We start from the raw sequence: 14291 nt of genomic DNA on the forward strand, positions 1-14291 counted from the left end.
GCCGAGGATACGAGCTGCGTAGCGGTCGATGAGCATGGCAGTTTTCGCGAGCAGGTGAACAGGGTAAACACCATGCAACGAAACTCCGCCATGTCAAGCCCAACTCGTGTTTGGTTCCGGCTACGCCGGGTTAGGGAATAGCCGGCAACGGCGGGCCGGATGCCGCTACTGCTGGCCCAGGTTCCGTGAGCAAGGGTCTTCGCAGCAGGTGGGGAACTCACACAGAGTCGACGGAGCCGGCAGAGGGCTCGATCCTCTGTTGACTCTGCTGACTCTGTGTGAGCCATCTTCACTTCAGGATATGCATCACTCCGGCGGCACCAGGATGCAGTCTTCCATCCGCACGCAGCCGCACTCCATGCCGGCCAGAATGGCCTGCTTCATCTGCCCGGCGCGGGCGATCAGCGCGTCCAGCTCGCGCAGCTTGGCGTTGGCCAGCGACCTCCACCGCTCGCCCAGCGGCGTCTGCGCGCCAAAGCCGTGGAACAGCGTGCGGATCTCGGCCAGCGTGAACCCCGCCTGCTGCGCGCACCGCAGCACCTGCACCCGCCGCAGCACCTCAGCGTCGTACCGCCTGCGCCCGCTCACCCGCCGCGGCGCGGGAAGCAGCCCCGCATCCTCGTAGTACCGCAGCGCCGAGGCCGGCACCCCGGTGCGCCGCGCCACCTCCCCGATCGACAGCTCCTCCATCCCGTGCTCCTTGACTTCGAGTCCACTTGAAGTTGTAGCCTGCTCCGCGGATGAGGGCAATCGACCCAACTGGAGAGGAGCGTGGATGATGGACACGGAAGCAGCCGTGCCGCTGGCGTGCGCCCCCGGCGCAATCCCCGCGGACGAGCGGCCGGCGCACTTCGCGCTGGCCGCGGAGCTGTTCGGCACCGGCGTGCGGGAGCGGCGGGCGCTGGAGGATGGATACGCGTTCGCCTTCGATGCGGCGTGGCTGGAGCGCGTGATGCGCTTCGTCCACAATGAACGGCGGTGCTGCCCGTTCCTGGAATTCGGCATCACCGTCTCGGCGGCGGAGGGGCCGGTGTGGCTGCGGCTTGCCGGGCCGCGGGGGACGCGCGCGTTCCTGGACGCGGAGCTGGGGCGCTGACGGGCCGGCGGATGGCTTGCGCGGGCGGCCGCGGATGCGCACCATCATCATGACGAGTGTGCACTCTGCTCATTCATCCGCCGGACTCCCATGCCGCGCATCCGCATCGACATCGACGAGCTCGCCATCGCCCTGAGCGACCACGACTCCGAATGGGTGCTCGACCTGCAGACGGGAACGACCCTAATGAAGGAATGGCTCCGCGACCCGAAGCTGCGTGGAGACCTGGACCTGGATCTGGACGAAGACGACGATCTGGATGACGAGTTCGGCGATCTGGACCCGCTGGAGAGCGGCCGATTCCTTTCGATCGAGCCCCTTCCCTCGCACCAGCGCTTTCGGTGGATGGAAGAGTTCGCCCGCGAACAGGAAGAGGAACGTGTGCGCCGGCGGCTGCTGAACGCGCTGGATCGTCCCCGGCCGTTCCGGAGCTTCAAGGATGCGCTCCACGAGCTTGGACCCGTCCGCGACGCGTGGTTCGCGTACGAAGAAGAGAAGCTGCGGGCGTGCGCACGCGCCTGGGTAGAGGAGCGCGAGCTGGACGCCGAGCTGTTTCAGGTACCGCGCCCGCCGGCCGCGTAGCCGCGGCCGCACGGCATTCGTGCCCATCAGCACACCAATCAACCAATCTCCGATCGGATCCATGTCCCAGGTTACCGTAGGCGCATCCGCCCTGGTCCATGCGCCGCCCGCGACGGTGTACGGCATCCTTGCCGACTACCACGACGGGCATCCCCACATCCTCCCCCGTCCGCCGTTTGGCGAACTCGTCGTGGAAAGCGGCGGCACCGGCGCGGGAACGGTGTTCCGCGTGCAGACGCGGCAGGGGATGAAGATGCGCACCTTTCGCATGGCCGTCACCGAGCCGGAGCCCGGGCGCCTGCTGAAGGAGCAGGACCTGGAGTCGGACCTGTTCAGCACCTTCAGGGTGGACCCGGCGGAGGGTGGGCACTGCCGCGTGACCATCACCACCCAGTGGATGCGCGGCGGCGTGCAGGGATGGCTGGAGAGCCTGCTGCTTCCGGTGCTCGCGGCGCCCGTCTACAAGAAGGAGATCGCGAACCTGGAGCGGCTGGCGCGCGAGTGGTCCGGCGGCTGAGGGTGGCGGCGCTCCCGCTGGCGCTGAGCCTGCTGGCCGCCGCCTGCGCCGCGCTCGCCGTGTGTGCGGATCGGCGTGCGGACCGCCGCGCGTTCTACCTGCTCAAGCCGCTCACCACGGTGCTCATCCTGGCGCTGGCGGCGACGGCGGCGCAGTCGGTGGGCGGCGGATATCGGGCGCTGGTGGTTGCCGGCCTGCTGTTTTCGCTGGCCGGCGACGTGTTCCTGATGCTGCCGCGCGACCGCTTCGTGGCGGGGCTCGCCAGCTTTCTGGTGGCGCACCTGTTCTACGTGGCCGCCTTTGCGCCGCGTTCGCCCAGGCTGGCCGCGCCGCTGGTCCTCGCGGCGCTGCTGGCGTACGGGGCCGTGCTGCTGCGGGCGCTGTGGCCGCGGCTGGGCGGCCTGCGCGCGCCGGTGGCGGCTTACGCGGCGGTGCTGCTGGCCATGGCGTGGCAGGCCGCCGCGCGGTGGGGGGTGGAGGATACGACGCCGGCGCTGCTGGCGGCGCTGGGGGCGGGATGGTTCGTGGTCTCGGACTCGGTGCTGGCGTGGGAGCGCTTTCGCGGGCGCCACGCGTACGGCCAGCCCGTGGTGCTGGGGACGTACTACGCCGCGCAGTGGCTGATCGCCACGTCGGTGTACGCCGCGCCCTTCGGGTAGGGGACGCGCGGACGCGGACGCGGCGGGATGGCCCCGGCGCGTCCGCGATCCGGCGGATGCGGTGGCTAGTTGGAGCCGCCGGAGCCCTTTACCTCCACGTCGGGCGCCTCCACCTGCGGCACGTTGACGTTGATGTCGGCGTCCTCACCGCCGCCGCGCATCACCAGCCAGATCACCAGCGCCAGCACCGCCAGAACCAGCAGCCCCAGGATCATCGTGCTGCCGCCGGTCCCGCGACCCGTCCCGGTTCCGCCGTCGGGTCCGCGGCCCGTGCCGCGCGTGTTCACGTACGCCATGCGCTTCTCCGTGGATCGCGTCCGCCCCTCCGCCGGCCCGGAGTGGGCCGGCGGCACCGTACGGTGCGTGCTCCGTGCCATGGGCTCGATCCTCATCCCCCATCCCCTTGTCCCCTACGATTCCGGGGCACGGACCGTGGACTCCAGACGGCGCCGGCCGGATCAGGGCGCCTTGGGCCAGTCGCGGCATCCGGCCCGCCCTTGCCGGCTATTCCCTATTCCCTATTCCCTATTCCCTGTCAGCCCGATCCGCTCTTGTGGAGCAGGCCGCCGCGCGGGATGTTGATGCGCCGACGGACGTCCGCCCGCCGCCGCCCGTCTATCCATCCACGGGAATCGATCGATGCGCATGGTTCCACGACTCGCCCTGCTGCTTCTTGCGCTCGCCACGATGGCGCAGGTGGACGCCGCCGCGCAGGATGCCGTGCACACGCTGGCGCCGGGCGACACGGTGCGGGTGCTGGCGCCGGCGTGGGGGCCGCGGATGGTGGAGGGCGAGGTGCTGGTGTACCACACGGACTCGCTTGCCGTGCGCGAGTCGGCGACGGGAAGGCGCTACGCGGTGGCGCTGGGCGGTGTTCAGGAGCTGATGAAGAACGAGGGGCCCAACCGGCGCCGCTCGGTGCGGCGCTCGGCGCTGGGCGGGCTGTTCGTGGGCTTTGCGCTGGGCGTGGTCGCCGGCCCGCTGCTTGCCATGGGGCGCAAGGACGACGACTTCCTCGGCACCACCGTGCTCACCAGCCTGGGCGGCGGCGCGATGGGGCTTGGCGTGGGCGCGGCGGCGGGCTCCGTCTTTGCCCGCGACCACTGGCAGCCCTTCCGCACCCCCATCCTCCCCGCCGACGTCTCCGCGCCGATCAGCTCCGTTCCCTGATCGGTTGTGTAGCTTCGGGGCTCGCTCGTGAAAGTCACTGGTCGCACACCCCGGACTGTCATTCCGAGGGAGCGCCTACCCGGTCTCTCCGCTACCTCCACGGCTGGTGCGCGACCGAGGAATCTACCGTCCGGTTCCTCGTGGCCTGCCGCGACGCCCCACACGGGCCCTGTCTGGCCGTTTCGCCGCCGCGGCGATGGCGCGGGCTGCCGCGTCCGGCCACGAGGAGGCCGAGAGTAGATTCCTCGGCCCCGCAATCCATGGCGCGAGCGGCTGGCGACAGTGCGGACGGGCCTCGGAATGACAGGCTGTCGCATCCGGCAGGGTGGGCCGGGCACCGCCGTATCCAAGATGACGACCTGTCTCGCCATCCGAGAGTGGCGGACCCTCTCACCAGCCGCTTCGCGTCCAGTAGTTGATCATCCCGCAGTGCGGTTGGGCGTACTGCCGCAGGTCCGGCGGAACGTCGCCGGGGACGTGGTATACCTCCACGCCCACGATGTCGCGCGGACGGAGCCAGAAGTCGATCTCGTTGTGGCCGTATTCGGGGTTGGAGGCGCCCAGCCGCGGCGGCACGCCGTTGAGCAGGGTGGTCATGCATCCCCAGCCGCGCGTGCTCACCGGCTTGCGCGGCGCCAGGCGTCCCGCGCAGCCGCTCCACGGCGACCTGCTTCCGCGGCGGGGCACGCACACCGGCGCCACCACCGCAAGGTCCGGAACGCCCTGCAGCAGGTCGCCCAGGTAGGTGGAGTGGTAGCGCCCGGCCAGGTACGCCGGGTCCAGGAACACTCCGTCCTCCGTAAGGCTCCGCCGCAGAAACGCGTCCCGCCCGCGCTCCGGGCCCCCGCCGGGCGCCACCACCCGCACCGTGTCCAGCGCCAGCGGCCGGGGCCGCAGCCGCACGTCCAGCGACACGCCGGCGCCTTCCACGCGCAACGCCGTACTCCCCTCCTGGTACCCGGCGCGGCGGACGATCACCTGGTACGCGCCGGCGGGAATCCGCAGCCGCACCGTCCCGTCCGGACGCGTGAACCCCGCGCGCACCACCCCGCCGGCCCCGTCTTCCACCCGCACCATCGCGGCGGCGACGGGGGCGCCGCTCTGCGCGTCGTGCACCGACACGCGCGCGGTCTGCGCGGCGGCCGCGCCCGCGCCCAGCTGCAGGAGCAGCGCGAGCGCGAAAAACCATGTGTTTCGGGAGAGGACCGGCAGGCGCGGGCGGGTGGGTTTGCGGGGCATGGGATGCGACGGGGCAGGGGACGAGTTCGCAAACCAGCGGAGCGCGCTGTCTACCGCGCCCCTTCGAGCGGAGTTCCCGGTGTGATTCCGCCAACTGCAACCGTTGCAGTTATGCGTCCTGTCCGCCTATCTTTCCGCCGTGAGCGCGTGCGACTCATCCTCGCATGCCGAACAGGATGCGGAGCGATGCCGACGCCGCTTCCGCACTCCCGATCCGACTCGCCACCGTTCCGGAGCGTCCGCCCGTGCCGATGCCGCGCATCATCCTCCCGATCCTTGCCGCCGCGCTGGCCGCGTGCGACGGCGGCAGCCCCACGCGCCCGCCGGTGGATGGCGGCGCGGACACCACGGGGCTGGGCCCCGGCGCCAGCCTGAACGGCCGCCGCCCCTTTCCCGCGGACAACGCGTGGAACACGGACGTCTCGGGCGAGCCGGTGGACCCCAACTCGGCGGCGCTGATCGCCGCATGCGGGGCCAACCGCGGGCTGCACGCGGACTTCGGCACGGTGTGGAATGGCGCGCCCAACGGCATTCCCTACGTGGTGGTCTCGGGCACGCAGGCAAAGGTGCCCGTCACCTTTGACTACGCCGACGAGAGCGATCCCGGGCCGTACCCCGTCCCCGCCGGCGCGCCCATCGAGGGCGGGCCTGGCGGCACCGGCGACCGGCACGTGCTGGTGATCGACCGCGACGCCTGGAAGCTGTACGAACTGTACGATGCGCGGCCGGTGAACGGCGGGCAGAGCTGGACGGCGGGCTCGGGCGCCGTGTTCGACCTGAACAGCAACGCGCTGCGGCCGGCGGGGTGGACGTCGGCGGACGCGGCGGGGCTCCCCATCTTTCCCGGCCTGGTGCGCTACGACGAGGTGGTGGAGCTAAAGGAGATCCGCCACGCGCTGCGCTTCACCTGCCCGACCACGCGGCGGGCGTACGTACACCCCGCGCGCCACTTCGCCAGCAGCCGCACGGACCCCAACCTGCCGCCCATGGGCATGCGCGTGCGGCTGCGGGCGGGCTTCGACGTGTCGGGCTTTTCGCCCAACGTCCGGGTGATCCTGGGGGCGATGAAGAGGTATGGGATGCTGCTGGCCGACAACGGGAGCGGCTGGTACGTGAGCGGCGCCCCCGACCCGCGCTGGAGTGACGACGAGCTCGCCACCCTCAGCCAGGTGCGCAGCAGCGACTTCGAGGTGGTGCGGATGGGGACGATCGTGACGCAGTGAGCGCGCAGCCGTTCCACCCTTTGATGATCCGTGTCATTCTGAGGAAGGCGCCGCCCCGAACCGTCCGGAACGCCCGGCAGCCCTGTGCGCCGACCGAAGAATCTCCGTCGGGAACGGGCGCCGGTCTCTCGCGCGGAACCCCATCGCAGCCGACGGGGATCGTGCGCCCCTCCGGCAGATTCTTCGGTCGGCGCGACAGGCGATGGTGCATCTAGAGGGACCGGGTGCGCGCCTTCCCCAGAATGACACAGGTCCGCCGGATTTCGTATCCCGCGCTTCTCCGCATCCGACATTCTCCCCGTCGCGGACGCGGAGACCGCCGCGTTCCGATGCGCAGCTCGCCACGCCGCCCTCGAGCCTCTCAGCTGCCGGGCGCCCAGACGGTCACGTCGTCACCTTTGCTGGGGAGCGCGATCCCTCCCCGTTCCGCGAAGTTCGGGATCGGGATGCGGCATCCGTGAATCGGTGCCGGCCTGGGGATGAATCGGGATACTTGCATCGACGCGCGTATTGGGACATTATATTTAGGAAGAACAGGAATTGATGAACACGGGTGGACGACGATGCACGAAGCAAGAATCAGATTGGCAGGGGCAGTCGCCGCACTGCTGGTTGTGGCGGCATGCGGCGACGGGGGATCGGGTCCCGGGCCTCGGCCGCAGCCGCCCCAGCCCGCCGCCGTAGCGCCGGTTTCCCCCACGCAGTCCACCTCGCCGGTCGCCAGCACCGTGCAGGCGCGCGTCAAGGTCACGGACGCCAGCGGGGCGCCGCTCTCCGGTGTGACGGTCGCATTCTCCGTGGTGTCGGGCGGCGGCTCGGCCGGCGCCGCCGCGCCTACGAATGCCACCGGCGAGACGGCGGCCACGTGGACGCTCGGCACACGCGCGGGGGAAAACAGGCTACGGGCGAGCGTGGGAAGCCTGGCGCCCGTCGAGTTCACCGCGACGGGCACACCCGGCCCCGCGGCGGCGCTCTCCGTCCGGGTGCAGCCGGAGGGTGCGCGCGTGGGCGCTCCGCTGGCCACGCAGCCAGTGGTGGAGGTGCAGGACGCGCACGGCAACCTGGTCGCGGCGTCGGTCCAGGTGACGGCCTCCGTATCCGTCGGGACCTTGGCGGGGACGGCTTCCGGCACCACAACCGGGGGCGTGGCCGCGTTCACGGACCTGGTACTCACGGGAGCGGTCGGGACCCGGCAGCTGACGTTCGCCTCGCCCGGGCTCACCTCCGCGTTCGCGACGGTGCTGCTGCTGCCGCCCCCCCGCTCGGGTACCGACCGGGCCGACGAGATCGTCGGGGCGCAGGTGCGCGTGCTGTACGTGATTCCCAGCGACGGTGAAGACCGCGGCTTCGACACGACCACGCACATTGCCTACACCGTGGCGTCGTTCCAGCGCTGGCTGGCGGGGCAGACGGGTGGGCGCGCGTTCCGCATGGACACGTACGCGGGTGTGCTGGACGTGGGCTTCTTTCGCCTCTCCCGCACCAATGCCGAGGTGAAGAGCCAGGGCGCGTTCGTGCGCAACGAGATCGAGCGGCAGCTGAGCGTGGCGGGGCTGATCTCGACGGGCAAGGTCTACCTGGTCTACTACGACGGGGGAAGCACCTACTCCTGCGGCGGCGCCAGCTGGCCGCCCAGCGTGCCGGGACGGGTGGCCGCCATGTACCTGCACGGCACACCGCCGGGTGCCTCGTGCGGGGAGAACACGTTCGTCACCGCGCCGGACGCGTTTCCCCGCTACTGGGAGTTCGCGGCGGTCCACGACCTCATCCATACGCTGGGGATCGTCTCGCGCGCAGCCCCGCACCACACGGCCGCCTACCCCGCGCACGTGCCGGAGCCGGAGGACCTGATGTACGCCGGTACCGCGCCGTGGGTGATCGGCCCTTCGACGGTCGTGGACGTCGGCCGCGACGACTACTTCGGGCCCGCGCTGCCCGCCACCCTCCCCACCCTGGACAAGAGCCCCTACCTGGCCTCGGTCCCTGCCAGCTTCTGGAGCGCGAGCCTGCAGAGCGCTGTGGCGCAGCAGGGCGCACCGGTGCAGGCCGCCGGGCTGCCGCCGCACCCGCCGTTCCCGGGCGCTCCGTGATGCGCCGGGCCGGGGGGCGGACGGGGTTCCTCTGTGCGCTGGTGCTCCTGGCGACGGCCGCGCGCTGCACCCCGGCGGCCTCCGCGCCGGGGCCCGGTGCGGGGGCCGCGGCCGGCGCGCTTTCCGCACTGGTGGAGCTGATGGCGGCGCGCGCAGGGGCGGACTCGGTGGCGGTGGCGCCTGCCCCGGGGTATTCGCGAGACCGGGTTCCGCTCGCGGTCTGGGGGCTGATCGCCAGCCTACCCGGGCTGGATCCCACCACCCTGACCGACTTCGAGCGCAGGAACGCGGCTCCCGCGCCCTTCCCCCGCCTGGCGTCCGCGAGCGTCGTCATCCGCCAGGACGCCTCCACGCCCGGTACGCTGGCGCTGCGGCTCTCGCCGGCCGGCATCTCCGCGTCGGGCGCGCAGGCGCTGGTGGTCGCGGAAACCGTCTGCGGCGCCGGCTGTATGCAGGGCGAGGCGTTCCTCCTCCGGCGCGAGGGGGGCGCCTGGCACGTGGCCACCTCGGCGACGCTGTTCATCTCCTGATTGCGCGGATGCTTGCGGGCTGCTGCCGTTGCAGAGACTGCGAGAGTGCCACCGATCTGCATTCCGCGGCTTCGACGTGTCGGGCTTTTCGCCCAACGTGCGGGTGATCCTGGAGGCGATGAAGAAGTACGGGATGCTGCTGGCCGACAACGGCAGCGGCTGGTACGTGAGCGGCGCCCCCGACCCGCGCTGGAGCGACGACGAACTCGCCACCCTCAGCCGTGTGCGCAGCAGCGACTTCGAGGTGGTGCGGATGGGGACGATCGTGACGCAGTGAGCGCGCAGCCGTTCCACCCTTTGATGATCCGTGTCATTCTGAGGAAGGCGCCGCCCGACCTGTCCGGAGCGCGCGGCAACCCGTGGCGCCGACCGAAGAATCTCCGTCGGGAACGGGCGCCGGTCTCTCGCGCGGAACTCCATCGCAGCCGACGGGATCGTGCGCCCATCCGGCAGATTCTTCGGTCGGCGCGACAGGCGATGGTGCATCTGGAGGGACCGGGTGCGCGCCTTCCTCAGAGTGTGCTGCCAAACCTCCCAGCGTGATTGATATGACTTCCTGAGGGAGGCGCCGCCCCGTAACTCGCTTGTACACTGCACCCTGGCGCCGACCGAAGGACCTCGCCAGCAGAACGGCGGGGCGGGTCCCGTGCCCTGATCTGGCCCCTGCGCCACCGAGACGAGGTCCTTCGGTCGCGCGCAATCTGTTGTGTGGCTTCTGATTACACGTGGTGCGCTCCCTCAGGAAGTCACCGCTTCGTTATGAATCTGAGGTTAGCAACAACACCCTCTCAATAACACCGATCCGCCGGGTGTCGTATCCCGCTTTCCCGGATTCGACAGTCTCCTCGTCGCGGACGCCTGCGCGGATATGGAAACCGCTGCTTCCGGATGCGCGGCTCGCCACGCCGGCCGCGAGTCTTCAACCGGCATCGGGGTCGGCGCCGCGCGAGGTGGAGTTCCAGCCGTCTTCGGTCCAGTAGACGATGAGGCCGCAGTAGCCGCGCTCCGCCGCGTACCGCCGCAGTTCCATGGGAACGCGGTCATAGATGGGGTACACCTCCACGGCCACCACGTCGCTGCGGCGCAGCGTCTCTTCCAGCGCCACCCAGCGCGGCCAGCCGCCGTAGAAGGGAAGCCCGTTCACCAGGTATGACAGGCAGCGCCCGCCCAGCCGCGTCGCCGGGCGGCGGATGCCGCGGGGCCCCGGCACGCCCCGCACCTCGATTCCCGGTACGGAGTACAGCAGGTCGCCCGGCCAGGTGGCGCTGCGCCGCGCCACGTACGCCGAGTCCAGGTAGATGCCGTCCGCCGCCGCGCGCCGCCGCTCGAAGCTCTGCCGGCCCACCTCCCGCTCGCCGGTTTCGGTGCGCACCACTTTCACGGTGTCCAGCGTCAACGGGCGCACGGCAAGGCGCAGCACGGCGTCGGTGCGGCCGGCGGAGGCCACGTCCACCGGCTGCGCACCTGGCGCGTACCCCGCGCGCGTGGCGCCGACCGTGTAGAGGCCGCCCTCCGGCAGCCGCAGCTGAACGGTGCCGCGGGCGTCGGAGAAGCCGGCGGCCGCCAGCGCCCCGGAGTCGGATTCCACGCGCACCATCGCACCCGCCACCGGCGCACCGGACGCCGCGTCGGCCACCGTCACGCGCACGGTCTGCGCGGCGGCCGGCGCCGCCAGCAGAAGCCCCAGGAAAAGAAATCCCGCACGCATCATCGTTCCCCTGCCAGCCGCTGGGTCGTGGAGTGCGGGAAGACTACCAACCGCGCTCCGCCTGGTCGGCCTGGTTCTCCTGGTCGGCGTCGTAAGCGTCGCTGGTGGGATTGCTCGCGTCGCTACGATCATCGTTCGGCGATCGGTCCGGCGAGCTCCCGCCCCTGTCTTCACCCGAACCGCCGCTCTGTCCGCCGCCTCCGTTGCGTGCCATCACAACCTCCCGCATCCAGGTGTCCGCAAGGCATTCCGGCCCGAGAGTCGGAAGGGAAGCCCGCGACGTGGATCATCAAGTTCAATGCCTTGATTTCGCCGGATATTGACGCCAGTTTGGCGGCCGTCCGTCTGCAGTTCTTCTCACCGGGCGATCACGTCCTGCTCGCCCGTCCGATCTCCATCCCTTCCCTCTCATCCCCACACGACCCATGCGGAAGATCATCACGGCGGGTGCGCTGGCACTGGCGCTTCCCGCATCCATCGCCGCGCAGGAGGCGGATACCACGCCGCGGCTTACGTTCGGCGCGTTCGTGGACGGCTACTACGCGTACGACTTCGGGCGGCCGGCGTCGCACGACCGGGCGTGGACCACGCAGGCCGCGCGGCACGACGAGTTCAACATCAACCTGGCGCACGTGGCGGTGCAGTACACGGCGCCGACGACGCGCGCGCGGCTGGCGCTGCAGGCCGGCACCAGCGTGCAGGTGAACTACGCATTCGAGCCGGACGAGATCGCCGGGCAGACCAACTACCTGCCGCTCATCCAGGAGGCCACGCTGGGGGTGGCGGTGGCGCCCACGCTGTGGATCGACGGGGGCATTTTCTTTTCGCACATCGGCAGCGAAAGCTGGATCAGCATCGACAACCCCACCTACACGCGCTCGCTCCCCACCGAGTTCGCGCCGTACTACCAGGCCGGCGTGCGCGCCACCTGGAACGCCACGCCCGCGCTGACCGCGCAGCTGAACGTGATCAACGGCTGGCAGGTGATCGCCGAGAACAACGAGGACAAGGCGGTGGGCGTGCGGCTGGACTGGGCCGCGTCGCCGGCGCTGACGGTGTCGTACAGCAACTTCGTGGGCCGCGAGCCGCACGCTGATACGGGCGAGCAGGGGATCCGCTTCTTCAACGACGTCAGCGCCCGCTTCGCCCCCACGGAGCGAACCACGCTGGTGGGCACCGTGGACGTGGGGACGCAGGAGGGCGACACCTGGTTCGCCGGCTCGCTGCTGGGGCGCCACTGGGTCACACCGGGCGTGGGGATCACCGCGCGCGTCGAGCGCTTCGACGACGAGGACGGCGTGGTTGCGCCGGGGCTGCGCACCTGGGGCGCGTCGGCGGGCGTGGACGTGGCGCGCGGATCGGCGCTGTGGCGCACCGAGGCGCGCTTCTTCAGCGCGGACGACGAGATCTTTCCCGGCCGCGACGCCGAGGGTGGTTTGTCGAAGGCCAGCACCACGCTGGTGACGTCGCTGTCCATCCGGATCTGAACCGCGGGCGGGAAAAGCATCACGCAGAGGCGCGGAGACGCGGAGAGAAGAACGAGGCGACGCTCTCTCCGCGTCTCAGCGTAATGCGAGTCTGCTGGTCATCGCAAAGAAGCCCCGTCCGGCCAGGGACAGGGCTTCTTTGCATCCGGCCGGCAGGGGTCCGCCGCTAGAGCTCGAGCTCGCGCGCGATGGCCACCTGGTCGGCCAGCACGCAGTCGATGTCGGACTCCTGCGTAAGCGGGTTGGCCAGCACCACGCGCAGCGCCACCATGGGCTCCGCGTCGCCCTTGTCCAGCGTGGTGCGCGAAACGAAGGTGCGCCCCAGGTCCCACTGCTGCTTCTGCAGGCGCGCGTTGAACTCGTTGAGCGCGTGCAGCTCCGCCGGCGTCAGCGTGCCGGCGTGCGCCCGCTCGCGCAGCGGCTCGGGAAGGTAGCGGTACAGCAGGATGTTCAGCTGCGGCTCGGCCACCAGCTGGAACTCGGGGCGCTGGCGCAGGCGGCCGGCCATGTACGCCGCCTTGCGCACACCCTCGTCCACCAGGTACTCGTAGCCGCGCCGCCCCAGCAGGTGCAGCCCCGCGTGCAGGTGCACCGCCGCCGCCGGGCGGGAGCCCTCCAGCGAGCGCCGCCCCAGGTCGCCCGAGCCGCGGCGCAGCACGTAGCTGGCCGTCTTTTCCACCGAGCGCGCCAGGTCCGGGTCGCGGAACAGGATGAGCCCCGTGCCCAGCGGCGTGTACATCTGCTTGTGGCCGTCGATGGTCACCGAGTCCGCGCGCTCGATCCCCGCCAGCACCGTGCGGTGGCGGCGCGAGAACAGCGTGGCGCCGCCCCAGGCCGCGTCCACGTGGTAGTGCGCGCCCGCCCCGGCGGCCACGTCGGCCAGCTCGTCCAGCGGGTCCACGCTTCCCGCCTCGGTGGTGCCGGCCACGCCCACCACCGCCAGCACCAGGTCGCCCTCGGCGCGGCAGCGCTCCACCGCCGCCCGAACGGCCTCGGGGTTGGCGCGCAGCCGCGCATCCACCGGCACCTTTACCACGCCGCGCACGCCCAGCCCCATCAGGTCCGCGGCCTTGTCGAAGCTGAAGTGCATGAGCGACGAGCCCACGATCACCGCGCGGCGGTGGCCGTAGTGCGCCAGCGCCGCCGCCAGCCCCTCCTGCTCCACCCCCGCAAAGCCGCCGTCGGCGCGCAGCGCCGTGTTGCGCGCGCACCACATGGCCGTCAGGTTGGCCACCGTGCCGCCCGAGGTCAGGATTCCCAGCGTGCTCTCGGGGGCCTGCACGTGCGCGTCGTAGAACGCGTCGCCGTACCCGTACGCCAGGCGGTGCATGATGCCCAGCGCCTGCCGCTCGTACGGGGTGAGCGACGCGGCCGTCTCGAGCTTGACCACGTTCTGGTTGAGCGCGGCCACCAGCCGGGCCAGCGGCTGCACGAAGTACGGCAGCGCCGACGTCATGTGGCCGATGTAGCGCGGCGACGCCACGCGGCTGGCGTGCGACACCACCTCGCGGTCCAGGTACGCCAGGTACGTGTCCAGGTCCACCGTGCCCTGCGGCACCTCGCTGGCGCCAAAGCGCGGGGTCAGCGTCTCGGCCGGGATTCCGTCACCTGCATCAGCGGCGTCCAGAAAGGCGCGCACCAGCTCGTCCACGCGCTCCTCGCCGCCGTCGTCCAGCGGGGGGGCGAACAGGTGGAGCGGGTTGTCCGCCAGCCGCACCTGCGGCAGTGGGCGGGTCGCCGGCGAGAGAGTGGGGGGCATGCGAGAATCTGCTGTAGGCGCGAGGCGCGGTTCATGTCGAGCGGTGGCCGTTCGGGCGCGGTTCCCCCGCGCATGCGCCGCGGGAAATGCCAAAGCATTCCGCCGCCGCGCGAACGGATAAGAGTAACTAGATTTGATTAATGTCGCAAATCGTTATCTAAAAAAGCCGTTATGGGCCCTTCCACGTGACCGCGAGAATGCCGGTGTGGACGCTCCAGGCCAGTCCGGACC

General features: G+C 71.0%; 15 protein-coding genes. 10 read left to right on the forward strand and 5 right to left on the reverse strand.

The window, feature by feature from the left end; genetic code table 11:
• Positions 1–306: 306 nt before the first annotated feature.
• Positions 307–690, reverse strand: a complete 384-nt coding sequence (locus tag VGC13_RS24695) for a MerR family transcriptional regulator (RefSeq protein WP_331127980.1) — start codon at positions 688–690, stop codon at positions 307–309.
• 88 nt (positions 691–778) lie between these two features.
• Here VGC13_RS24695 and VGC13_RS24700 point away from each other — a divergent pair, with 88 nt between their 5' ends.
• The 4 genes from VGC13_RS24700 (at position 779) to VGC13_RS24715 (ending at position 2854) form a co-directional block, all read left to right on the forward strand.
• Positions 779–1096 carry a hypothetical protein gene (locus VGC13_RS24700; RefSeq protein WP_331127981.1) on the forward strand — a complete coding sequence of 106 codons (318 nt, stop codon included), beginning with the start codon at positions 779–781 and terminating at the stop codon, positions 1094–1096.
• A gap of 90 nt (positions 1097–1186) precedes the next feature.
• Positions 1187–1678, forward strand: a complete 492-nt coding sequence (locus tag VGC13_RS24705; RefSeq protein ID WP_331127982.1) for a UPF0158 family protein — start codon at positions 1187–1189, stop codon at positions 1676–1678.
• Between the two features lie 61 nt (positions 1679–1739).
• On the forward strand, positions 1740–2195 hold the full coding sequence (locus tag VGC13_RS24710; RefSeq protein ID WP_331127983.1) for an SRPBCC family protein: 456 nt from the start codon (positions 1740–1742) through the stop codon (positions 2193–2195).
• A gap of 2 nt (positions 2196–2197) precedes the next feature.
• Positions 2198–2854: a lysoplasmalogenase gene (locus tag VGC13_RS24715; RefSeq protein WP_331127984.1), complete on the forward strand. Its 657-nt coding sequence runs from the start codon at positions 2198–2200 to the stop codon at positions 2852–2854.
• 65 nt (positions 2855–2919) lie between these two features.
• Here the strand turns inward: VGC13_RS24715 and VGC13_RS24720 are convergent, their stop codons facing one another.
• Positions 2920–3231 (reverse strand): hypothetical protein, encoded by a 312-nt coding sequence (locus tag VGC13_RS24720; RefSeq protein WP_331127985.1) that lies wholly within the window; start codon positions 3229–3231, stop codon positions 2920–2922.
• 262 nt (positions 3232–3493) lie between these two features.
• Between VGC13_RS24720 and VGC13_RS24725 the strand changes: the two genes are divergently transcribed.
• The gene (locus tag VGC13_RS24725; protein WP_331127986.1) at positions 3494–4024 is read left to right on the forward strand and encodes a hypothetical protein; all 531 of its coding nucleotides are present in this window, start codon (positions 3494–3496) and stop codon (positions 4022–4024) included.
• Between the two features lie 390 nt (positions 4025–4414).
• On the opposite strand, the gene VGC13_RS24730 is transcribed toward VGC13_RS24725, so the two are convergent.
• The gene (locus VGC13_RS24730; RefSeq protein ID WP_331127987.1) at positions 4415–5263 is read right to left on the reverse strand and encodes a carboxypeptidase-like regulatory domain-containing protein; all 849 of its coding nucleotides are present in this window, start codon (positions 5261–5263) and stop codon (positions 4415–4417) included.
• A 251-nt stretch (positions 5264–5514) separates the two neighbouring features.
• On the opposite strand from VGC13_RS24730, the gene VGC13_RS24735 reads away from it, so the two are divergent.
• From VGC13_RS24735 to VGC13_RS24750, 4 genes are all read left to right on the forward strand, one after another.
• The gene (locus VGC13_RS24735; protein WP_331127988.1) at positions 5515–6486 is read left to right on the forward strand and encodes a hypothetical protein; all 972 of its coding nucleotides are present in this window, start codon (positions 5515–5517) and stop codon (positions 6484–6486) included.
• Between the two features lie 584 nt (positions 6487–7070).
• Positions 7071–8576, forward strand: a complete 1506-nt coding sequence (locus tag VGC13_RS24740) for a hypothetical protein (RefSeq protein WP_331127989.1) — start codon at positions 7071–7073, stop codon at positions 8574–8576.
• Complete coding sequence (locus VGC13_RS24745; protein WP_331127990.1) at positions 8576–9106, forward strand: hypothetical protein; 531 nt, start codon at positions 8576–8578, stop codon at positions 9104–9106. The genes VGC13_RS24740 and VGC13_RS24745 overlap by 1 nt, the downstream gene beginning before the upstream one ends.
• A gap of 28 nt (positions 9107–9134) precedes the next feature.
• Complete coding sequence (locus VGC13_RS24750) at positions 9135–9383, forward strand: hypothetical protein (RefSeq protein WP_331127991.1); 249 nt, start codon at positions 9135–9137, stop codon at positions 9381–9383.
• A 642-nt stretch (positions 9384–10025) separates the two neighbouring features.
• Here VGC13_RS24750 and VGC13_RS24755 read toward each other — a convergent pair.
• Positions 10026–10817 carry a carboxypeptidase-like regulatory domain-containing protein gene (locus VGC13_RS24755; RefSeq protein WP_331127992.1) on the reverse strand — a complete coding sequence of 264 codons (792 nt, stop codon included), beginning with the start codon at positions 10815–10817 and terminating at the stop codon, positions 10026–10028.
• Between the two features lie 422 nt (positions 10818–11239).
• On the opposite strand from VGC13_RS24755, the gene VGC13_RS24760 reads away from it, so the two are divergent.
• Positions 11240–12301, forward strand: a complete 1062-nt coding sequence (locus VGC13_RS24760; protein WP_331127993.1) for a porin — start codon at positions 11240–11242, stop codon at positions 12299–12301.
• Positions 12302–12467: 166 nt separating this feature from the next.
• Here the strand turns inward: VGC13_RS24760 and VGC13_RS24765 are convergent, their stop codons facing one another.
• Positions 12468–14060, reverse strand: a complete 1593-nt coding sequence (locus VGC13_RS24765) for an aminotransferase class V-fold PLP-dependent enzyme (protein WP_331127994.1) — start codon at positions 14058–14060, stop codon at positions 12468–12470.
• Between the last annotated feature and the right edge of the window lie 231 nt (positions 14061–14291).

Origin of the sequence: Longimicrobium sp. (assembly GCF_036399255.1) — a bacterium.
Taxonomy (GTDB): domain Bacteria; phylum Gemmatimonadota; class Gemmatimonadetes; order Longimicrobiales; family Longimicrobiaceae; genus Longimicrobium.